The sequence below is a fragment of the Oscillibacter sp. genome, from assembly GCF_040505565.1.
In the GTDB taxonomy this organism is placed as follows: Bacteria; Bacillota; Clostridia; order Oscillospirales; family Oscillospiraceae; genus Oscillibacter.
Genome location: NZ_JBEUWZ010000008.1, coordinates 1 through 19,770 on the forward strand (window position 1 = coordinate 1; position 19,770 = coordinate 19,770).

At 53.8% G+C, this 19,770-nt stretch carries 21 protein-coding genes and 3 tRNA genes; 16 read left to right on the top strand and 8 right to left on the bottom strand.

Translation table 11 applies throughout. From position 1 onward, the window contains the following. Positions 1–195: 195 nt before the first annotated feature. From ABWQ15_RS02935 to ABWQ15_RS02945, 3 genes are all read right to left on the bottom strand, one after another. Positions 196–1,038 (bottom strand): hypothetical protein, encoded by an 843-nt coding sequence (locus ABWQ15_RS02935; RefSeq protein WP_353907333.1) that lies wholly within the window; start codon positions 1,036–1,038, stop codon positions 196–198. Beyond that, on the bottom strand, positions 1,035–1,586 hold the full coding sequence (locus ABWQ15_RS02940) for a hypothetical protein (protein ID WP_353907334.1): 552 nt from the start codon (positions 1,584–1,586) through the stop codon (positions 1,035–1,037). Before ABWQ15_RS02940 ends, ABWQ15_RS02935 begins: the two co-directional genes overlap by 4 nt. Positions 1,587–1,732: 146 nt before the next feature. Next, on the bottom strand, positions 1,733–2,191 hold the full coding sequence (locus ABWQ15_RS02945; RefSeq protein ID WP_353907335.1) for a helix-turn-helix transcriptional regulator: 459 nt from the start codon (positions 2,189–2,191) through the stop codon (positions 1,733–1,735). Between the two features lie 188 nt (positions 2,192–2,379). Between ABWQ15_RS02945 and ABWQ15_RS02950 the strand changes: the two genes are divergently transcribed. Continuing rightward, positions 2,380–2,916, top strand: coding sequence for a helix-turn-helix domain-containing protein (locus ABWQ15_RS02950; protein ID WP_353907336.1), 537 nt, complete (start codon positions 2,380–2,382; stop codon positions 2,914–2,916). Between the two features lie 2 nt (positions 2,917–2,918). Further along, entirely contained in the window at positions 2,919–3,947 is a 1,029-nt protein-coding gene (locus ABWQ15_RS02955; RefSeq protein WP_353907337.1) for a tyrosine-type recombinase/integrase, read from the top strand. Positions 3,948–4,145: 198 nt separating this feature from the next. Here the strand turns inward: ABWQ15_RS02955 and ABWQ15_RS02960 are convergent. Together ABWQ15_RS02960 and ABWQ15_RS02965 are read right to left on the bottom strand one after the other, a co-directional pair. Beyond that, positions 4,146–4,236 (bottom strand) — tRNA-Ser (locus tag ABWQ15_RS02960). A 41-nt stretch (positions 4,237–4,277) separates the two neighbouring features. After that, positions 4,278–4,365, bottom strand: a tRNA-Ser gene (locus tag ABWQ15_RS02965). 418 nt (positions 4,366–4,783) lie between these two features. Here ABWQ15_RS02965 and ABWQ15_RS02970 point away from each other — a divergent pair. From ABWQ15_RS02970 to ABWQ15_RS03035, 14 genes are all read left to right on the top strand, one after another. Then, positions 4,784–5,830 carry a LacI family DNA-binding transcriptional regulator gene (locus ABWQ15_RS02970; protein ID WP_353907338.1) on the top strand — a complete coding sequence of 349 codons (1,047 nt, stop codon included), beginning with the start codon at positions 4,784–4,786 and terminating at the stop codon, positions 5,828–5,830. 194 nt (positions 5,831–6,024) lie between these two features. After that, entirely contained in the window at positions 6,025–7,107 is a 1,083-nt protein-coding gene (locus tag ABWQ15_RS02975; protein ID WP_353907339.1) for a TRAP transporter substrate-binding protein, read from the top strand. Positions 7,108–7,244: 137 nt separating this feature from the next. Further along, a complete protein-coding gene (locus tag ABWQ15_RS02980) occupies positions 7,245–7,766 on the top strand; it encodes a TRAP transporter small permease (RefSeq protein ID WP_353907340.1) in 522 nt (173 codons plus the stop codon). 15 nt (positions 7,767–7,781) lie between these two features. Then, the gene (locus ABWQ15_RS02985; RefSeq protein WP_353907341.1) at positions 7,782–9,119 is read left to right on the top strand and encodes a TRAP transporter large permease; all 1,338 of its coding nucleotides are present in this window, start codon (positions 7,782–7,784) and stop codon (positions 9,117–9,119) included. Between the two features lie 23 nt (positions 9,120–9,142). Continuing rightward, a complete protein-coding gene (locus ABWQ15_RS02990) occupies positions 9,143–10,114 on the top strand; it encodes a C-terminal binding protein (protein ID WP_353907342.1) in 972 nt (323 codons plus the stop codon). A 24-nt stretch (positions 10,115–10,138) separates the two neighbouring features. Continuing rightward, positions 10,139–11,149 (top strand): zinc-dependent alcohol dehydrogenase, encoded by a 1,011-nt coding sequence (locus ABWQ15_RS02995; protein ID WP_353907343.1) that lies wholly within the window; start codon positions 10,139–10,141, stop codon positions 11,147–11,149. A 13-nt stretch (positions 11,150–11,162) separates the two neighbouring features. Then, positions 11,163–11,924 (top strand): glucose 1-dehydrogenase, encoded by a 762-nt coding sequence (locus ABWQ15_RS03000; RefSeq protein WP_353907344.1) that lies wholly within the window; start codon positions 11,163–11,165, stop codon positions 11,922–11,924. Between the two features lie 15 nt (positions 11,925–11,939). Further along, complete coding sequence (locus ABWQ15_RS03005; RefSeq protein WP_353907345.1) at positions 11,940–12,299, top strand: VOC family protein; 360 nt, start codon at positions 11,940–11,942, stop codon at positions 12,297–12,299. A 10-nt stretch (positions 12,300–12,309) separates the two neighbouring features. Beyond that, the gene (kduI, locus tag ABWQ15_RS03010; RefSeq protein ID WP_353907346.1) at positions 12,310–13,152 is read left to right on the top strand and encodes a 5-dehydro-4-deoxy-D-glucuronate isomerase; all 843 of its coding nucleotides are present in this window, start codon (positions 12,310–12,312) and stop codon (positions 13,150–13,152) included. A 14-nt stretch (positions 13,153–13,166) separates the two neighbouring features. Further along, a complete protein-coding gene (locus tag ABWQ15_RS03015) occupies positions 13,167–13,967 on the top strand; it encodes a gluconate 5-dehydrogenase (protein WP_353907347.1) in 801 nt (266 codons plus the stop codon). A gap of 11 nt (positions 13,968–13,978) precedes the next feature. Then, a complete protein-coding gene (locus ABWQ15_RS03020; RefSeq protein ID WP_353907348.1) occupies positions 13,979–14,941 on the top strand; it encodes a sugar kinase in 963 nt (320 codons plus the stop codon). Next, entirely contained in the window at positions 14,938–15,570 is a 633-nt protein-coding gene (locus ABWQ15_RS03025; protein ID WP_353907349.1) for a bifunctional 4-hydroxy-2-oxoglutarate aldolase/2-dehydro-3-deoxy-phosphogluconate aldolase, read from the top strand. Before ABWQ15_RS03020 ends, ABWQ15_RS03025 begins: the two co-directional genes overlap by 4 nt. A 20-nt stretch (positions 15,571–15,590) precedes the next feature. Next, the gene (locus ABWQ15_RS03030; protein ID WP_353907350.1) at positions 15,591–16,286 is read left to right on the top strand and encodes a hypothetical protein; all 696 of its coding nucleotides are present in this window, start codon (positions 15,591–15,593) and stop codon (positions 16,284–16,286) included. A gap of 172 nt (positions 16,287–16,458) precedes the next feature. Beyond that, a tRNA-Pro gene (locus tag ABWQ15_RS03035) sits at positions 16,459–16,534 on the top strand. A 69-nt stretch (positions 16,535–16,603) separates the two neighbouring features. Here the strand turns inward: ABWQ15_RS03035 and ABWQ15_RS03040 are convergent. The 3 genes from ABWQ15_RS03040 to ABWQ15_RS03050 form a co-directional block, all read right to left on the bottom strand. After that, a complete protein-coding gene (locus tag ABWQ15_RS03040) occupies positions 16,604–17,953 on the bottom strand; it encodes a recombinase family protein (protein ID WP_353907351.1) in 1,350 nt (449 codons plus the stop codon). 78 nt (positions 17,954–18,031) lie between these two features. Then, positions 18,032–19,252 carry an IS256 family transposase gene (locus tag ABWQ15_RS03045; RefSeq protein WP_353907352.1) on the bottom strand — a complete coding sequence of 407 codons (1,221 nt, stop codon included), beginning with the start codon at positions 19,250–19,252 and terminating at the stop codon, positions 18,032–18,034. A 267-nt stretch (positions 19,253–19,519) separates the two neighbouring features. After that, the coding region (locus ABWQ15_RS03050) for an S-layer homology domain-containing protein (RefSeq protein ID WP_353907353.1) at positions 19,520–19,770 on the bottom strand (251 nt) is incomplete at its 5' end.

The following is a 19,770-nucleotide window of genomic DNA, read 5'->3' on the forward strand; positions in this document are numbered from 1 at the left end:
ACGGTGAAGTTATAATCTTTCGACGTATCCGGTTCCGTGACGGGCAGCGCTGCCGCTTGTGCCTGCTGCTTGCCGGGTAGGTACACACAGTTTACGTAGTAGATGGAGCTGCACACCACACCGAAGGCCACCACTGTAGCAGCAACGCCTTTCCAGTGCCTTATCAAATTTCTTTTCATCTAAAAAAGCCTCCTGTCAGTTGGTTTTATTTTCCTCTAACGTATCACAATCCATGGGGTTTTGCAACCGCGCGGTCTCCGCTGCCGCCTGCTCTTTTTTCAGGCGGCGATATTCCCGCTGCTTGGCGTTGATCTCGTCTTTGTTAGCTGCCCGAATCTCTCGCTGTCTGGCGTTGATTTCATCCCGATGCTGCTCCCGATATGCCACCCATTTATCACGGTTATCCTGATAGTAAGCGGCTCGCTGTGTTTTAATTCTATCCTGGTTCTGCGCATAGTAAGCGGCTTGCTGTGCAGCGGCTTTCTCTTTGTGCGCTGCGTAGTAGGCAGCACGTCTGGCACGGATTTCTTCTTTGTTCGCTTCATACCAGGAAGCTTTATAAGCCTTCAGTCCTTCTTTATGCTCTTGGTAGTAGGAGGCTTTTTGGGCAGATAACTCTTTGCTTTGCGCTTCCCGATATTTGGCCTGCCTCTGCCGCACTTCTTCCTGGTGATCTGCGGCGTATACCTTCATTTTTTCCAGACATTCTTGTTGGTGAGCGGCATAATAGGCACTGCTCTTGGCTTTCTTTTCCTCGGCATGAGCTTCATAGTACAGCCGCTGCTTGGCACGGTAATCCTCTGAATGCTCCAGCCGATACCGGCGATCTCTGGCGTTAATTTCTTCTCGATGAGCTTCACGGTACTTTTTCTTATAGTCCTTTTGATAATCTTTTCGAATGCATCTGGTCGCTGATTTACGCGTTGGCTCTGGTTTCCGTTTTTCTTTCAGTTCTTGAAAAGCGGTCAAAGTAATTTCATCTAGGATACAATCTTCATAGGGGCAGTGCAGGCACTCTTCATTACAGACCGCGTTCATGCAAGTACCTCGTATGCCCGCACCCGCCGCAAGTCCAGCTCGTCTTTTTCGGATTCATCCTTCAGGCATTTTGAGTAGCATAGAGACCCGTCATGAACCCGTGGCCTGCTGGTATCGTAGCAATACATACAAGCGGGTATATCTACACCCTTCGCTCCATAGAGCTTCCGCCAATAGATGCATCCCGTACAGTCATTCATTCCCAGCCGCTGTGATACAGCCTGAATGAAATCCCGCTTATATTCACTTGCTTCTAATGCGGAAACATCTTTTAAAGCGTCGGAACCATATTCAGTATTCCAATAGATAGATCGGAGGATCTTCATCCGCCGTTGACCGTCTTCGTAGGCTTGGACGGTATGCCTGATAGCTGAATTAATCGCATGGTAGCGTCGCCGTTCTTCCGCTGGCAGCTCCACCGCGGCCGCGCTTGCCGTTGGGTCTTTTCCATGGCTGCTGCTTATGGAGTATTTCAGGCTCTGCATTTTCTCCGCCAGCGTCGGATAGCTTCGGATAATTTCTTCAATAATAGAATCATTGCTTCCCACGCCGTATCACTCCCTTCCTCTCTCATAAAACGTTTACAATTGAGACTTTTGCTTATTGCAAATATATGGTAATATCTTCAATAACTACGTGTTATGTATGCGTACCTGTATGGACTTTTCAAGGTGCAATTATGTAAGCGCGTGCCTCAGCCCATTTCTGAGCCTCGCATATAAGCTAAAAAAGCTTGCTTTGGGATTTTAACGCGCGTACCAACTACTATCACGGGAAACCCAAGAGCTTCTGGCCGCTGTCGTGCCTGAAGTCTAATCATTTGTGGACGCCAGCGGAGGATGGGCGCAACTTGATCAGGGGTAAGGGTTTTGGAAGAAACTACTTCAATATCGGTTAAAGTCATGTGTATTTCCCACCTCTCAGCGTGTCGCATAGCATGCGACATTTGGAGTAAAAAAATTTCGGTTGCTTCTGCAGGGGTGAGTTGAAGTATCTCTTTGAGCTGATTTGCCTCTTTGATACTGATGTTTTCACCGCCTGTACTAAGCCTTCGATACAATGTACTTCGGTTAATACCCATCATATCCGCAAGATTTTCAATTGTTAGTCCACACTCTACAATTTTCCCACAAAGCTTGTTAATGCTTACCATTAATCGTCATCTCCTAATGCTAGTTGTTGCACTACGTGCGACAACGCTATTATAATAGCAAGCTTTGCATTTGCCAACAATAATTCGCACATCACGCGACTTCTGTTTTCCAAACATATTTAAACGTTGCATTATTGCGAAGAGCGTGCTAGTATTATGAATGCTAAAAAGTGAGGTGGATATAAGCTATGACAACAGGTGACCGCATTAAGCAAAGAAGAAAAGAGTTAGGCTTGAGTGTAAGTGAATTAGCCCGAGCACTCGGAAAAAACAGGGCAACTATTTATCGATATGAGAGTAATGATATTGAGAATCTACCTGTAAATGTTCTTGAACCTTTGGCCAGAGCACTTGATACAACGCCTGCAAAACTTATGGGTTGGTATGATAGAGAGCCTCCATCCCAAAAAGATCTAGAGTTTCAGCATAATATTGTTCTTAATGCTTTTCTAGCCCTTTCGGAGGACATAATTGCTGATCCCAAGACAGGTTGTGTACTTGTAAAGGCCATATGTAAATCGAGTACAGCGTATGAAATCATTATAGAGATAATGCGAAATATCTGCCGTTTAAATTATACACAAGATATGTCAGGTTTATATGCATTGGCCAGCATTAGCCAGCACTTATATGTGTTACCCTCAGATGCGTGTCAGCAACTTAAGCAATACGCTGACTTCTTAGCTAAGACAGAGGAGGAAAAACATGTAGGGGGCCCGATCTAAAGATGACACATAAACGAGGAAATGGATCTGGCACCGCACGTAAGAGAGGTACTACTTGGACAGCAATCTGGACAATTGGATCAGTTCTGGAAGACGGCAAAGTGCGGCAGATCCGAAGAACAAAAGGCGGCTTTCGTACAAAGACGGAGGCATTGACCTTTGCTGCTCAACCAACAGCTGACAGTAACGGACAGGCTCCAAGTCTCTATTCATATTGGGAAACATGGAAGAATAATGAACTTCCGAAGTTAGGCAAATCAAAGCAAACCGCATATAAGATCGCAAAAGCAAAAATGGAAGCTATTATGTTTCGCCCAATTGATAAGTTAACAATTAAAGAGCTACAGGCAGAGGTGGACATAAAAGCTACAACATACTACACAGCTAAAGACTGTAAAACACTGCTTTCACACCTATACCGAATGGGCATGGCAGAAGAGTGGATTCACACCAATCTGGCGGATTTTATTAATCTGCCGCCACTTGATGAAAAAGAATTGCAGCCGTTCAGTGAAATTGAATTGCACAAGCTGTGGGATACCTACGGAAAAGGGGAGTACTTTGTAGGCTTCATTCTTTTGATGATTTATACTGGGATGATGCCGGGCGAACTATTTCAATTGAAGAAGGATATGATTAATTGGGACACATACGAGATTAAAGGTTGCGGTCTCAAGACCAAAAAGCGGAAGGAAACGCCAATCGTATTTTCCGAAGTTATTGCGCCGTTACTCCTGGACTTGTGTCAACAATCGCAAAGTCGGGTTGGAAATGTGCTATGCATGAACCGGGACAATTTTTATACCAAATACCACGACACATTGAAGCTTGCGGGAGTAAGAGATTTACCGCCCTATTCATGCCGACACACAACTGCAACCGCATTAGCTCTTGGGAATATTGCGCCTTCTGTTATTCAAGAGGTTATGCGGCATACTAAATTTAGTACAACTCAACGTTATATTCATCCGGATATGGCTTCTGCACATTTTGCAATCAATAGTCTGGATAAAGGAAAAGTGATAAAATAGAAAAAATTCCAAGGAGTAAATGCTCCTTGGAATTTTTTGTACACTACCGATGTACACTACCATGTACACTACACAGCGGAATTTTTTGTTTCTTGGTGGAATTTTACGGAACTAATAAAGATTGCATGCATGTCAGAACAAATAGAATTAGCATATAAAAAGTACCTATAAATCGCAATGCAATTTATAGGTACTTTTTGGCGGAGAAGGAGGGATTTGAACCCTCGCTGCGTTTAACCGCACTACTCCCTTAGCAGGGGAGCCCCTTCGGCCACTTGGGTACTTCTCCATCTGTCAAGTTGTATTCTCCGGGAAAGCAAAGAAAAAATGTGGCGGAGAGAGTGGGATTCGAACCCACGGACACTTTCGCGTCGCCGGTTTTCAAGACCGGTTCCTTCAACCGCTCGGACATCTCTCCATCGGGAAAAGAGGAAACCTCCCCGGAAGACCTGAGTATCATAGCACAACCGGGAGAAGTTTGTCAACAGGATTCTGCAGTAAGTCCGGTTTTTAGCTGATGTGCCAGGTTGCCGTCCTTTACATACAGAGACCCGGACAAGACGCGGAGCACAGATGGCTATTAATGCCACTGCTGCTGAAGCAAGAAAGGAAGTTGCATAGGTCTATTGAACAGAGAACGTTATTGACAGAGAGCACCTCGCGCGGGACATCCCCGGAGCACAATGGTTAAAAAGAAAATTGGCTGAATAAACAAAAAACACAAAAGAAGGTCGTTGAATACGACGAATTTTTTCCGAAATGTCAAAAGTCTGTTGACAAACCGGTTTCATAAAACTAAAATTAGGCGAAGTCAAAGAGCGATAAGGAGCGATATGATGCCGGAAAAGGGAGATCAGCAAGCAAAGCGCGTGACCATCGATCAGGTGGCAGCGCAGGCCGGCGTTTCCAAGACGACAGTCTCTCGATATCTGAATCAAAGATACGATGCCCTCTCTGAGGACACGCGGCAGCGCATCCATCAAGTGATCGAGGAACTGAATTACCGTCCCAACCGCATAGCCCAAAGCCTGAAGGCCCGAAACAGCCGGATGCTGGGGTGTTTGGTCAGTGATATCTCCAGCCCCTTCTCCTCTATAATTGTCAAGGGCATCAACAGCGTATGTACCCAGGCAGGCTACCAGCTTTTACTGGTGGACAGCGAGGACGACCCGGAGCGGGAACGCACCGGTATTCAGGATCTGCTGGAGAATCAGGTGGATGGTCTGATCGTCAATACCACAGGGCAGAACGATGAGTATCTGCTCTCCTTGCACCAGCGGGGTACTCCTCTTGTACTGGCGGACCGCTGCTTGTCGGCACCGGGAATGATCGATACCGTGGCTACGGAAAATTATCATGTCACTTATCAGTGTATCACTTATTTACGGGGTCTGGGATATGAGCAAGTGGCGTTTTTCACCCAGGGAAATCGCTATGTGGCGCCCCGAATTCTTCGCTTTCAGGCATACAGCGATGCCATGCGGGAGAATTTCCATCTTGCGGGCGAGGAATACATGTATCAGTTCGATCTGGAGGACACCAGGGACTGTGTGGAAAAACTGCGGGCCTTTCGGGAGAGATTCCCCGGCCAGCGTCTGGCGGTATTCGCCGTCAACGGGGTGACCATGCTTCACATGCTGCAGGGTATTCAACACGCTGGTATCCACATCGGAAAGGACTTTGGAGTCTGTGGATTCGACGATTGGGGCTGGGCGGACCTGATTCCGCCTGGGATTACCACCATCACTCAGGATTCTTGGGAGGTGGGACGCCGGGCTGCGGAGCTCTTGCTCAAACGCATTCACGGGACGGGCCCGATGGGGCCGGTCTATGATGAGCTGCCCAATCGGCTGATGATTCGCGGTTCCACTGTCTCCGGATGAAACTTTCCGCCGAAAGGGCGGGATGTTTCCTTGGGCAAAAATGAAATCGATTTCATTAAACGGTTTCAAAGAAGCTTTAAGGAAAGCTTTATGCTTAAAAGCCTGCGGGCTGCGGGAAATCGATCAGATTGTTACCGGCAGGGGCCGGAGCAATATAAAACAGGTGAGATCCAAATTTTAAGGAGGAAAAGAGTATGTTCAGCAGAAAATCCGCTCTTGCAACATTATTGGCGGGCGCTATGGCGCTCTCCCTCGCCGCGTGCGGCAGCAATGCCGCCAGCAGTGCAGCCGCTTCCAGCGGTGCGGCGTCCGGCAGTGCCGCCGCGTCTTCTTCCGGCGCCGCGTCTACTGGTAGCGCGAAGGTGGGCCAGACCGTCCTCAAATGCTCCTTCAACCAGTCCATCGACAACCCCGAGGCAAAGACCGTGGTGGAGTTGAGCGACAAACTGTATGACGCCACGGAGGGCCGCTATTCCATCGAAGTCTATCCCAATGAGCAGCTGGGCGCGCAGAAGGAGTCTTTAGAGTTGGTTGAAAGTGGCGCCGTGGAAATGGCCATCGTCGCAAACTCTATGGTAGAGAATGTGAACCCCGACTTTGCCATCATCGGCTGCCCCTATGTGTACGACAGTGTGGAGCATCAGCAGAAGGTATTCCAGTCCGGCGCTCTGGACGATCTGTATGCCACTACGGAGGCTTCTGGCTTTTCCGTGTTGGCTGCTTACAGCCTCGGGCCCCGTTGCGTTTACGCCAAGAAGCCCGTCACCTCTCCCACAGATCTGGCCGGTATGAAGATCCGCGTCATGCAGTCCGACACCATGGTTCAGATGATGAACAAGATGGGCGGCGTCGGCACTCCCATGGGCCAGGGCGATGTGTATTCCGCCATTCAGGCCGGTACGCTGGACGGCGCTGAGAACAATATCATTACTTATACGGATCTGAAGCAGTATGAGGTTGCTCCTTACTTCTCTGAGACCAACCACCTGATGATCCCCGACGAGCTGATTATCAACACCAACCTGCTCAAGGGCATGAGCCAGGACGATCAGAAGGCGCTGAAGCAAGTGGCTAACGAGTCCGTGAACACGATGTTCACTTTGGCTGCGCAGCTGCGCGATGAGTACTATACCAAATGCCAGAACGAGCTGGGCGTCACCATCACCAAGGTGGACATCGCTCCTTTCCAGGACAACCTGAAGGACTTCATTCAGGAGGTTGCCAACCGCTCTGACATGACCAAGACCATCTATGCCGCCATTCAGGCGCAGCGGTAATTTTCTGCAATTCGTGTAAAATTAGGAGGCCCGCAGGTTCTGCGGGCCTCCCCTGCTAAAGGGACCGGAGCTTTATTTCCATTTATGGGGATCGCATTCACAATCCTGTCCATTATGAAAGAGAGGGAACCTTTCTTATGCAAATGCTTACGACCGTCAAGCGCGGCGTCGATAAGGTCATGGAGTGGTGCTGCATCATCATTCTGGGCGTTATGACCGTCCTAGTGACCTATCAGGTCATTACCCGTTACTGTTTCAATAAGCCCAGCGCCATTTCCGAGACCCTGTCCCAGTACCTGTTTGTGTGGATGATCATGTTCGGCAGCGCCTACGTTTTCGGCCTGCGGGAGCATCTGGACATCACCGTGCTCAAGGATCGCATGAGCCCGTCGGTGCGGCTGGCGGTGGAGATTTTGACGAATCTCACGCTGCTGGTTTTCGCTGGGGCCGTCATGATTCTGGGCGGGCTGCGGGGCGCCATGAACCAGATGGGCACCGTGGATGCCGCGCTTCAGATCCCCGTGGGTGTGATTTATATTGCTGTGCCATTCTGCGGTGTTATCACCCTGTTTTACGCTGTCTATAATTGCTTCGTTGCAGTTCAGGAATACAAAAATCATTCGACTCGGACCAGCGATGGTACCGCGGGCACTATGTAAGGAGGCGGAGAGATTATGAACCAAGCTGCATTGGCCGGCCTTATCATGGTGGTCGGCATCGTGATCACACTGGCGCTGGGCTTTCCCATCGGTCTGAGCATCGGCGCAAGCTCCGCCGCTGCCATTTTGGTCATTCTGCCTTTCAACCAGGCGATGATTACCGCGGCGCAGCGCTTTTTTACCGGCGCGAATTCTTTCTCTCTATTGGCGATTCCTTTCTTTGTGCTGGCAGGAAACATTATGAACAACGGCGGTATCGCCAAGCGGCTCATCGGTTGTGCACGGTTGGTGGCCCATCGGTTGCCCGGCGATCTTGCCGAGACCAACATCGTCGCCAACATGCTCTTCGGCGCTATCTCCGGTTCCGGCGTGGCTGCCGCCTCCGCCATGGGCAGCATTCTGCGCCCCATGGAGGAAGAAGAGGGCTATGCCAGCGAGTTTTCCGCAGCGGTCAACATCGCCTCCGGCCCCACCGGCATGATGATTCCCCCCAGCAACATCATGATCGTCTATTCCACCGTAGCAGGCTCCGTATCCATCGCCGCGCTGTTTATGGCCGGCTATATCCCCGGTATTCTGTGGGGCATCGGCTGCATGATCCTGACGGCGTTTATGGCGAAGAAGCGGGGCTATGTCAGCAAGGAGCATTACTCCCTCTCCGCGGCGCTGAAGGTGCTGTGGCAGGGAATCCCCAGCCTGCTGCTGATTGTCGTTGTCATCGGCGGCATCCTCAGGGGCATCTTCACCGCCACCGAGGGTTCTGCCATTGCCGTGGTATACTCCCTGATTCTGGGTGTGCTTTACCGCAACATAAAATTGAGCGACCTGCCCAAGATTCTTCTCAGCTCCGTGAAAACCACCGCCGTGGTGGAATTCCTGGTGTGCGTGTCCTCCATTATGAGCTGGGTCATGTCCTTCGCCAAGATCCCCCAGATGATTGCCAACGGCATGATGGGTCTGAGCCACAATCCCATCGTCATTCTGCTGATCATGAACCTGATTTTACTTATTGTGGGCACGTTTATGGACCCCACTCCTGCCGTGCTGATCTTTACACCGATTTTCCTGCCCATCGTTCAGGGCTTCGGCATGACCACGGTCCACTTCGGACTGATGATGGTCATGAACCTCTGCGTCGGCACCATCACCCCGCCGGTGGGCGCGATCCTGTTCGCCGGGTGCAAGATTGGCAATGTCAAGATCGAACAGGTCATCCGAATGCTCCTGCCCTTCTTCGCCGTTGTGATTGTGGCGCTGCTGTTTGTCACGTTTATTCCCGCGCTGTCCATGGCGCTGCCTACCGCGCTGGGTCTGACCGCCGCACCGGCCAGCATGCTCTTTGTGGGCGGTTGATTTAAAATAAGGAGCTTAAATCAATGAACGAACATCCAAAGATTGTTATCTGCGATTGCGACCACAAAAACGTAGATGTGGAAGCAGGCGTATTTGCCGCCGCGGGAATGGACTTCAAGTGGCTCCACTGCCTGACGCAGGAGGAGGTCGTCGCCCAGTGCCAGGATGCGGTGTGCTTTTTAAACCAGTATGCAAAGATGGACGAGACCGTTTTCAAGGCCATTCCCACACTGAAGTTCATCGTGCGGTACGGCGTGGGTGTGGATAACGTGAACCTGGCCGACGCCACGAGGTATGGTGTGCAGGTGTGCAACGTGCCGGACTACGGCATGAACGAGGTGGCCGATCAGGCCATGGCGCTGCTGCTGAACGTGGTGCGCAAGACCTGGCTGCTGGGGAGCCGCGTGCAGGCCGGAGCGTGGGATTACGCCGAGGCTATTCCCGTCCGGCGGCTGTCTACCCTGACGGTGGGCATCGTGGGTACCGGCCGCATTGGTTCCGAGTTTGCCAAGCGGCTGCGCCCCTTCGGCTGCAAGATTATTGCCTTTGACACCGGTTACTCGCAGCCCAGCCGCCACTTCCCTGAGGAGATCGAATACTGCGGCTCTCTGGAAGAGCTGCTGAGCCGGTCCGACGTGGTGTCTCTCCACTGCTCACTGAACGAGGACAACCAGCGCATGATGAATGAGGAGACTTTTGCCCAGATGAAGGACGGCTCCTATTTCATTAATGTCTCTCGGGGCGGACTGGTGGACGAGGCGGCGCTGGACGCGGCCCTGACCTCCGGCAAGCTGGCCGGCGCCGGTATCGACGTCGTGACGAAGGAGCCGCTGGACCGGACGAGTCCGCTGCTTTGCCATCCCAATCTGATGATCACGCCCCACATGGCCTGGTATTCTGAGGAGGCCGCGTTGGAGCTGAAGCGAAAATGCGCCGAGGAGGCTGTCCGTTTCCTGAACGGCGAACCGGCGCGCTATCCCGTCAATACCCTTTAAAATTGGCTTTTCTGGAGGCACTCAATGAGAGCTATCGTGTATGAAGGCGCGAATCAAATCGCGGTAAAAGACGTTCCCGTACCCCAGCCCAAAGAGGGCTGGGCATTGGTAAAGGTGTCCCATGCGGGCATCTGCGGAACGGACGTAAATATCTATTCCGGTTTTCATCCCCGGGCCACCGCGCCCCTGGTCATGGGCCACGAGTTTTCCGGTACGCTGGAGAGCGGCGGGGTTCCCGGCATGGAAAAGGGAAAGCGCGTAACGGTGTATCCGCTTCTCTCCTGCGGCCATTGCACCCCCTGCCGGGAGGGGAACGGCCACGTTTGCAACACGCTGAAGTTGCTGGGCATCGACTGCGACGGCGGTTTTGGCGAATATGTGCAGGTTCCTGTGGAAAGCATTATTCCGCTGGAAGATCGGGTGTCCTTTGAAATGGGCGCCTTGGTCGAGCCGGTGGCCGTATGTGTCCACGCACTGCGGGAGCGGGGCTTTACCCCCGGCGACAACGCGCTGGTGATTGGCTGCGGGGCCATCGGACTTTGCACCGCACTGACGCTGCGGGTGTTCGGCGCTTCCTCCGTTTTGATGTTTGAAAACGACCCCTTCCGCGCGGATCTGGCCCGGAGCATGGGCTTCGAGGTGGTCAGCACCGAGGGAATGGACGTGGAGGAATACTGCAGGTCCCGCACCGGCGGGGATGGGTTCGACTGGGTGATGGACTGCGCGGGCGTGCAGCCGGTGGCTAATATGCTGCTGGATGCGGTGAAGGTACGCGGACATATCCTGATTATTGCCTCCTATCCCAAGCCCGCCAGTATGCCCTTCATCAAGGGCATGTTCAAGGAAATCACCATTGAATTTACCCGCGTCTACAGGCGGAAGGATTTCGCCGTGGCGGCCCAGATCGTGGCCGCGGACCCGAACTTTGAAAAAGTCGTCACCCACGTTCTGCCCGTTGAAGATGCACAAAAGGGTTTCGATCTGGCCATGACCAAGGGCTCCAACGCCATCAAAGTCATGTTCAGCTTTGACTGAGGGGGATGGAACGATGACTTCTCTTTTCGATTTGACCGGCAAGAGGGCGCTTGTCACCGGCGGCGGACGGGGTCTGGGTCTGGGCATGGCCACGGGCCTTGCCGAGGCCGGGGCCAAAGTTGTCATCATCGGCTCCAGCGCCGCGGCGGAGAAAAGCGCGCAGGCTCTGCGGGAAAAGGGACTGGACGTGACCGGTCTGCGGGGTGACCTCTCCGACCGGGAAGGGCTTCCCGCCCTGTTTGACCGGGCGGTGGAGCTGCTTGGCGGCGGGATCGATATCCTGCTGAACAATGCGGGCGTCCAGCGCCGGAATCATTGCGAGGATTTCACGCTGGAGGACTGGGATGCGGTTTTGAACGTGAATCTCACCACCGTGTTCGTCCTGTGCCAGCTGGCGGGACGGAAGATGCTGGCGCAGGGCGGAGGCAAGATCATCAACATGGCCTCCATGCTCAGCTTTTTCGGCGGCTTCACCGTCCCGGCCTATGCGGCCAGCAAGGGCGCTGTGGCTCAGCTGACCAAGGCGCTCAGCAATGAATGGGCGGGACAAAACATTCAGGTCAACGCCATCGCCCCCGGCTACATGGATACGGAGATGAACACTGCGCTTGTGAACGACGCGGGCCGCAATGCGGAGATTCTGGGCCGTATTCCCGCCCACCGGTGGGGGACGCCTGAGGACATGAAGGGCTTGGCTGTCTTTTTGTCCAGTCCTGCTTCCAATTATATCACCGGCGCCGTTATCCCTGTGGACGGCGGGTATCTTGCGAAATAAGGAAGGGCTGTCAATATGGACGTAAAGGAATTGGGTTTTGAACTGGCTCATGTGGGTATTAATCAGAAAGACGCCGCCGAGGCCAAAGCAACTGCGGAGCTGCTGTGCGACCTTTTCGGCTTCTCCCTCCGGGAAACGGAAGGCTCCTTCTTTACCGACGACTATTTTGAGGTGATGAAGAAGGAATATCTGGGCCGGTTGGGCCATGTGGCAATTCGCACCAGCGACACGGAGAAGGCCATGGCCTATCTGAAAACCAAGGGCATCGATTTTGATGAGAGCACCGCGGGTCGCGGCCCCAACGGCAAGATCCGCGTGATCTACTTCGCAAAGGACATCGCGGGTTTCCGCTTTCATTTGACGCAGAAAGCGTAAGGAGGATATTATGGATATTCGTTATTCCGCCAACCAGCGGGACGTGAAGCGCTATACCACCGAGGAACTGAGGGATGAGTTCCTCATCGAAAACCTCTATCAGCCCGATCAGGTCTGTGCTGTCTACTCCCATGTGGACCGGATGGTCGTGCTGGGAATCCTGCCGGTGAACAAGACGGTCCCCATCGATCAGGGAATCGACGTGTGGGCCAATTTCGGCACTCACTATTTTCTGGAGCGCCGGGAGGCCGGCGTATTTAATCTGGGCGGCCCCGGCGTCATCGAGGCCGACGGTGTAAGCTATGAGCTGGGCTTTGAAGATTGCCTGTATATTACCAAGGAGACCAAATCCGTCAGCTTTGCCAGCAAGGATTCCGGAAACCCTGCCCGGTTCTATCTGGTCTCCGCCCCCGCCCACAAGGTCTGCAAGACCACCTTCATCTCCATGAAGGACGCCAACAAGCGCCCCTGCGGAGCGGTGGAGACTTCCAACAAGCGGGTGATCAACCAGTTCATCCATCCCGACGTTCTGGAAACCTGCCAGCTGTCCATGGGGCTGACCCAGCTGGAGCCGGGTTCCGTCTGGAATTCCATGCCCGCTCATACCCACGAGCGCCGGATGGAGATCTACACCTATTTTAATATTCCCGAGGGCAACGTGGTGTTTCATATGATGGGCCGGCCTCAGGAGACCCGCCATCTGGTCATGCATAATTTTGACGCGGTGATCTCTCCATCCTGGTCGCTGCACTGCGGCTGCGGCACCAGCAACTATACGTTTATCTGGGCCATGGGCGGCGAGAATCAGGCCTTTGACGACATGGACAACATCGATGTCCCGGATATGCGCTGAGAGAGAAGGATACAATGACTATGGATAAACTGTTCCGTCTGGACGGCAAAGTGGCGCTGGTCACCGGCGCCACTCACGGCATCGGCTTTGCCATCGCCCAGGCACTGGCTCAGGCAGGAGCGAAGATCGCCTTCAACGGTCATAGCCCGGAACGCCTGAAGGAGGCGGAGGCCGCCTATCGCGCCGAGGGAATTGAGGCCAAAGGCTATCTCTGCGACGTGACGGACGAGGACGCCGTTGTGAACATGGTGGCGGAGATCGCCAAGGACCTGGGCTCTGTGGACATTCTGGTAAACAACGCCGGGATCATCAAGCGCGTCCCCATGACGGAGATGAGCGCAGCCGAATTCCGTCAGGTGGTGGATATCGATCTGAACGCTCCGTTTATCGTCTCCAAGGCCGTGCTGCCCGGCATGATGAAAAAGGGTCACGGAAAAATCATCAATATCTGCTCCATGATGAGCGAACTGGGCCGGGAGACGGTTTCCGCCTACGCCGCCGCCAAGGGCGGACTGAAGATGCTGACCCGGAACATCTGCTCCGAGTTTGGCGGAGCCAACATTCAGTGCAACGGCATCGGCCCCGGCTATATTGCCACGTCCCAAACCGCCCCCCTGCGGGAGCGGCAGGCGGACGGCAGCCGACACCCCTTCGATCAGTTCATAGTCTCCAAGACCCCTGCGGGCCGCTGGGGAGCGGTGGAGGACCTGATGGGTCCGGCGGTGTTTCTGGCATCCGACGCATCCAATTTTGTCAACGGCCATGTGCTGTATGTGGATGGCGGGATTCTGGCCTATATCGGCAAACAGCCCTGAGGGAGAGTTGAATGGAAAAGAGAATTTTAACCGCCGGAGAGCCCATGGGCCTGTTTATTGCCCAAGAGGAAGCGCGGCTTGAAAATGTGCGCCATTTCAGCACCTCTGTTGCGGGCGCCGAGTTTAATGTGGCGGTGGGCCTGACCCGACTGGGACATCGGGTGGGCTATCTCAGCAAGGTGGGAGACGATCCCTTTGGCCGCCAGATTGTCAACTGCATGAACGAAAACGGCATTGATACGTCCCTGACAAAAATTGACCCCAATAACCGTACCGGTTTTATGCTCAAGAGCAAGACCAGTCAGGGTGATCCGGATATTTACTATTACCGCAAGGCCTCCGCCGCTTCTACCCTCTGCCCGGAAGACCTGCGGGAGGTAGATGTGGCTGCGTGGGACGCGCTGCATCTCACCGGAATTCTCCCCGCCGTGTCCGACACGGCGCGTGCCGCCGTGTTCAAGCTGATGCGGGCGGCAAAGGAGGCGGGGGTCCCGACCTTTTTTGATCCCAACCTCCGGCCCCAGCTTTGGCCTAGTCAGAAATTGATGGTGAAAACCATCAATGAGCTGGCCGCCATAGCGGACTATGTGCTCCCCGGAGAGAACGAGGGAAAAACGCTCTGCGGCAGTGCCGACCCCGAGATGATCGGGAAATTTTATCTGGACCTCGGTTCCGGCGTGGTAATCGTGAAGACCGGCGCCAGCGGCGCGGAGACCTATACGAAAACAGGGCGCTTCCACACGGACGCTTATCCTCCGGACAAGATCGTGGATACCGTGGGCGCGGGGGACGGCTTTGCCGCCGGCGTCATCAGCGGCGTGATGGAGGGGCTGCCGCTTGCCCAGGCTGTCCAGCGCGGCAGCGCTATCGGCACCATCCAAATCATGCACGTCAGCGACAACGAGGGCCTGCCCTCCCGGGAGGAACTGAAGCGCTTTATGGATACCCATCGGCAGGGAGGAGAGAACGCATGACCGCAGAAGAGATTCTTTTTCAGGTGGGCATAGTGCCCGTCATCAAGATGGATGACGCGGCGCATGCCGTTCCTTTGGCAAAAGCATTGGCAAGGGGCGGTCTTCCCGCTGCAGAGATCACGTTTCGCAGCGCCGCAGCCGCGGACTCCATCCGGGCTATTGCAAAAAACTGCCCAGAGCTGTTTGTCTGTGCGGGCACGGTGTTGACACCGCAGCAGGCGCGGGAGGCTGTGGACGCTGGCGCCAAGGCTGTGATCAGCCCCGGCACAAATTTGGAGACTGTGCGCTGGTGTGTGCAAAACGGTGTTCCGGTAATTCCCGGCTGCGCCACCCCGTCCGAGGTGGAGAGCAACATGCGGGAGGGCCTGAAGCTGGTGAAGCTGTTTCCGGCAGAGGTGGTGGGCGGCGTCGGTATGTTGAAGGCGCTGGCGGGACCCTATGCCGCCATGAAATTCATGCCCACCGGCGGTGTCAAGCCCGGCAATGTGCAGGACTATCTGCGCCTTGCCAACGTGACGGCTTGCGGCGGTACGTGGATTGTCCCGGGCGAACTGCTGTCCGCTGAAAGGTTCGACGAGATCGAGCGTCTGGCGCGGGAGGCTGCGTCCCTGCGGGATCAGGTGCGCTGAGAGAAAGGCGGGAGGTCACCATGGAAGAACGGGAGAACAGCGGGATTGTGTATCGGCAGATTCTGCCGCTGTTCGAGTCCGACTGGCTGAAGAAATGCGCATTCGGCGACGATTTCCGCAATGAGTGGAAGCGCGTGCTGCGCAATGCCGCCCGGAATGACCGGCCCTATCCGCCGGAGGCTTCGGAGGCGGTCTTTCCCGTGCACCACGTCTTTGAGGGTGTTACTTTCACATTCCATTTTGATCAAAAACGGCTGTTCGGCTGGTACTGCGAGGATTGCAGGCTGAAAGAGCGGCGGGTATTTCAACCCCGGGAGCTGACTCGCAGCGGCGCTGACGGCACAGTTGGAATTGGACCGTCCAAACTGCATTGGGATTCCGACGCGTCGGAGCTGGAAGTACCGGAGAAGGGCAGCGAGATCATCGTCTGCTCTCTGCCCGGCTTCCCGCCGCCGCTGCAGGTGGTCTATGGAAACCGCCGGGTCGAAGGCGGGTTTCATGGATTTTTGAAGCCCAATAGGCTGAACGTCTTGCTGATTCAGGCGGAATTTACGCCCGCTTTTTTGGGTAGTGCCTTTGAGGTATGTCTGTACCTTTTCTGGATGGATTGCTGCATCCTGATCGAGAACCAGCCCAAGCTGAAGCCAGATCGTTTGCGGCCGTTGCTGCATATTTTTCGCCGGCCCTCCATGCTGACACTGAAAGAATTGCTCTGAACTGCAGCTTGACGGGAGAGGGGGTTGCCTGCTTTCTCACAAGCCGTGTGCTTTTTATGAGACAAAACGGTAAAAAATAAATCGTCAAAAAAGTCAATAAAATTTGAAAAAGTACTTGCAAGTTCATAAATGGTATGGTATTATAAACAAGCTGATTTGCAGCAAAGAATATCCGGGTGTAGCGCAGTTGGTAGCGCACTTGACTGGGGGTCAAGGGGTCGTGAGTTCAAGTCTCGCCACTCGGACCATGCGGAGTGTCCTTATAGGATCTGAGGATTCTATGAAGGACACTCCGCTTTTTTATGCTCAAAATTGAATCAAGCGGTTTGTGCCGGGGCGTAGTTGACAGCTACGCCCTTTCTTGTTTCCATGAGGATGTCGGCCTCGGGGATTTTCCGGCGATCCGGCACGTCAAACGCTCCGATGCAGTTATAGAAAATTGTGACCCGCTGTGTAGCAACGCCGTCCTCGTCCTTCTCGGCATGATACACTTCAATGTGATCGATCAGTTCTGTCACCATGCGTTTTGTGACCTTGACGGCGTTGGTGTACCGCCGGACACTTTCAAGAAACTGGTCAACATCCATGCGCTTGCCCTCGGCCTTTTTCAGTTCCAGTTTTAGCGCCTTGACCTTTGCGGCGTTTTCGCCCTGCTCCTGCTCATACCGTTTGGACATTTTGGAAAATCGGGCATCGTCAATCTTGCCGGACACGTTATCCTCATACAGCCGTTCAAAGAGCATATCCAGTTCCTTGTCCCGCGTCAGCAGCCCGTCCAACTCCCGCTGTTTCCGCGCCCGGTCGTTTTCAGCGACTTTTGCGGAACGCCCCATCATGGCCTTGATGAAATCGCCCTCGTACTCATTGGCGAAGCAGGCCAGACGGTTGACCTCGTACAGCACCACCTGCTCCAAGAAGTCCAGCCGGATATAATGAGTAGCGGAGCATTTGCAAAGCCCGGAATTGTGGTTCTGGCAACTGAAAAACTTGATGTCGTGATTACCCTGATTGAAATGGAAGTTTAGGTTGCCTCCACACTCGGGGCATTTCAGCAGGCCGGAGAACACGCTGGGTTCCTGCGAGACGGACGGCTTTTTGCGTCGTGTGCCGCTTTTCAGTGCCTGCACCTTTTCCCATGTGGGGCGGTCGATGATGGCCTCATGGACATTGAGGAAGATTGCCCGGTTTTCCTCCGGGTTTTCGATGCGGCGTTTCATTTTGTAGGACTTGGAGTAACTTTTGAAGTTGATAACGTCGCCGCAATATTCCTGCAAGCCGAGAATTTTCTTGACGGTGGTGTGGCCCCACTTGGTAGGCTCCAGCGTACTTTTTGAGCCGCTGCGGTTTGTTCCCTTGCTGCGCCAGTAGTAGGTGGGATTATAAATCCCGTCCTGCTCCAGCGCCGTTGCCGTCTCCGCAAGGCCGTAACCCTCCAGCGCCATGCGATAGATGCGCCGCACCACAGCGGCGGCCTCCGGGTCTACTATCCAAAACCGGGGATCGTCCGGGTTTTTGAGATACCCATAGGGTGGCTGCGAGAGTGGAACGCCGGAGTTGCCTTTCATCTTGTTGACGATCCGGCGCTTCTTTGAAATGTCTTTGGCGTACCACTCGTTCATGATGTTGCGAAACGGGGTAAACTCGTTGTCGCCTTCCTCGCTGTCCACGCCGTCCGAGACGGCAATCAGTCGAACCTCATGCTGTGGGAAAAATTCCTAAGTCTGTCAAGTAAACTGTGCTAATGCCTACTGGAGGAAGGACTTAACCCTGTCGGGGAAATAGACGCTGAGCTGCAGGAGTATCTGTCCCCAGTTGTGGATACGGCCTGTCCAGCGGAGCATGACGTCCTGTGTGACGAGGTAGAGCATTTTAAGAAGGGACTCGTCGTTGGAGAAAACGGCTTTGCCTTTAGTCACCTTTCGCAGCTGCCGGTTGTAGCTTTCAATCATGTTGGTCGTATAAATCAGCTTGCGGATTTCCGGCGGATACTTAAAGAACGTGGCGATTTCGCCCCAGTTCCTGCGCCAGGACTGTACAACCAGCGGGTACCTGGCGCCCCAGATTTTCTCGAAATCCTCCATGGCTGACAACGCCGCGTCCTCTGTAGGAGCCGTATAGATCGGCTTCAGATCTGCCAGGAGCTTTTTAGTGTCTTTGTAGGATACGTAGCGGACGGAATTGCGGATTTGATGAACTACGCATTTCTGTATCTCCGTGTCCGGAAAACAGGCGGTAATAGCCTCCGAGAAACCTGTCAGGTTGTCCACGCAGCAGATGAGGATGTCCTCAACGCCCCGGTTTTTCAGCTCGTTGAGCACCGTCAGCCAGAATTTGGATGTCTCGTGTTCGTCGATCCACATGCCCAAAACGTCCTTGTTTCCGTCAAAATCTATCCCAATTACCATATAAACGGCCTTGTTGACGATATGGCCTTCCTGTTTGACCTTGTAATGGATCGCGTCAAAAAAAACCACGGCGTAAGCCCTCTGCAGAGGCCGTGACTGCCAGTCCCGTATAAGCGGCATGATCCTGTTCGTGACGTTGGATATCAGCGTCGGCGATACGTCGATGCCGTAGAGCTGGTTTAGATGGGCCTGAATGTCCCGCACCGAGACGCCTTTGGCGTACAGCGCAAGAATCTGCTCCTCGATACCCGTAACGTCCTTTTGGCGCTTCTTCACCACGGCAGGTTCGAATTCGCCCTCCCGGTCTCGCGGGACTTCCAACTCCAGCTCCCCGTATTCAGAGCGGACCGTTTTCTTCGTATGGCCGTTGCGCCGGTTGCCGCCGCCTTCCGGGCTGCTGCCGTTTTTCGGGTAGCCCAGCTCTGTGTCAAGTTCTGCTTCGAGCATCTCCTGCAGCGTGTCGGCAAACATCTCCTTGAGCATGTCCTGCACGTCCGCCGCCGTCACCAGAGTCTTTTCTTTTATGAGCTCCCTGAGTTGTTCCTTGCTTAATAATCCCATCTTCTATCACCTTTCCTTAGTTTATTACATTTCCTACGGAAAGGCAAAAGCACACTTTAGTTTACACTACCGGAAGCGGTATTCTTACACACACGATTACGAACAAAAGACTCGCACAGGCTGGATACTACAGCATCCTTGGCCGGTACGAGTCTGTGCACTTATGCGGTTGAACCGCCGTGTACCGAACGGTACGCACGGTGGTGTGAGAGGTCGATCACTCAATTAATGGGTGACCTCCTACTCGATTTTGGTTATTTTGCGGCTTTATTTTCCCAGCAGATTGTACAGCACCTGCGCCATCTGGGCGCGGGTTGTCGTTGCGGTTGGCCGCAGATTGCCGTTGCTGCCACTCACTGCGCCGGATTTTACCAGACCTTCCATTGCTTCCTGCGCGTAAGAAGAAATGTTTGCGCTATCTGTAAAGTCGGAGAGCGTCTTGCCGGAATCGCCCTCGGGCAGTTGGTCAATTGCCTTCAGCGCGTTGTACAGCAGGGTGAACATCTGCTGACGGGAGA

Excerpts from the sequence above, each read along its gene's own strand:
- kduI (WP_353907346.1), top strand. The coding sequence starts at position 12,310 with ATGGATATTCGTTATTCCGCCAACCAGCGGGACGTGAAGCGCTATACC.
- ABWQ15_RS03015 (WP_353907347.1), top strand. The coding sequence starts at position 13,167 with ATGACTATGGATAAACTGTTCCGTCTGGACGGCAAAGTGGCGCTGGTC.
- ABWQ15_RS02995 (WP_353907343.1), top strand. The coding sequence starts at position 10,139 with ATGAGAGCTATCGTGTATGAAGGCGCGAATCAAATCGCGGTAAAAGAC.
- ABWQ15_RS02980 (WP_353907340.1), top strand. The coding sequence starts at position 7,245 with ATGCAAATGCTTACGACCGTCAAGCGCGGCGTCGATAAGGTCATGGAG.
- ABWQ15_RS03045 (WP_353907352.1), bottom strand. The coding sequence starts at position 19,252 with ATGGGATTATTAAGCAAGGAACAACTCAGGGAGCTCATAAAAGAAAAG.
- ABWQ15_RS03000 (WP_353907344.1), top strand. The coding sequence starts at position 11,163 with ATGACTTCTCTTTTCGATTTGACCGGCAAGAGGGCGCTTGTCACCGGC.
- ABWQ15_RS02955 (WP_353907337.1), top strand. The coding sequence starts at position 2,919 with ATGACACATAAACGAGGAAATGGATCTGGCACCGCACGTAAGAGAGGT.
- ABWQ15_RS02950 (WP_353907336.1), top strand. The coding sequence starts at position 2,380 with ATGACAACAGGTGACCGCATTAAGCAAAGAAGAAAAGAGTTAGGCTTG.
- ABWQ15_RS03005 (WP_353907345.1), top strand. The coding sequence starts at position 11,940 with ATGGACGTAAAGGAATTGGGTTTTGAACTGGCTCATGTGGGTATTAAT.
- ABWQ15_RS03025 (WP_353907349.1), top strand. The coding sequence starts at position 14,938 with ATGACCGCAGAAGAGATTCTTTTTCAGGTGGGCATAGTGCCCGTCATC.
- ABWQ15_RS02975 (WP_353907339.1), top strand. The coding sequence starts at position 6,025 with ATGTTCAGCAGAAAATCCGCTCTTGCAACATTATTGGCGGGCGCTATG.
- ABWQ15_RS02970 (WP_353907338.1), top strand. The coding sequence starts at position 4,784 with ATGCCGGAAAAGGGAGATCAGCAAGCAAAGCGCGTGACCATCGATCAG.
- ABWQ15_RS02945 (WP_353907335.1), bottom strand. The coding sequence starts at position 2,191 with ATGGTAAGCATTAACAAGCTTTGTGGGAAAATTGTAGAGTGTGGACTA.
- ABWQ15_RS03020 (WP_353907348.1), top strand. The coding sequence starts at position 13,979 with ATGGAAAAGAGAATTTTAACCGCCGGAGAGCCCATGGGCCTGTTTATT.
- ABWQ15_RS02935 (WP_353907333.1), bottom strand. The coding sequence starts at position 1,038 with ATGAACGCGGTCTGTAATGAAGAGTGCCTGCACTGCCCCTATGAAGAT.
- ABWQ15_RS02990 (WP_353907342.1), top strand. The coding sequence starts at position 9,143 with ATGAACGAACATCCAAAGATTGTTATCTGCGATTGCGACCACAAAAAC.
- ABWQ15_RS02985 (WP_353907341.1), top strand. The coding sequence starts at position 7,782 with ATGAACCAAGCTGCATTGGCCGGCCTTATCATGGTGGTCGGCATCGTG.
- ABWQ15_RS03030 (WP_353907350.1), top strand. The coding sequence starts at position 15,591 with ATGGAAGAACGGGAGAACAGCGGGATTGTGTATCGGCAGATTCTGCCG.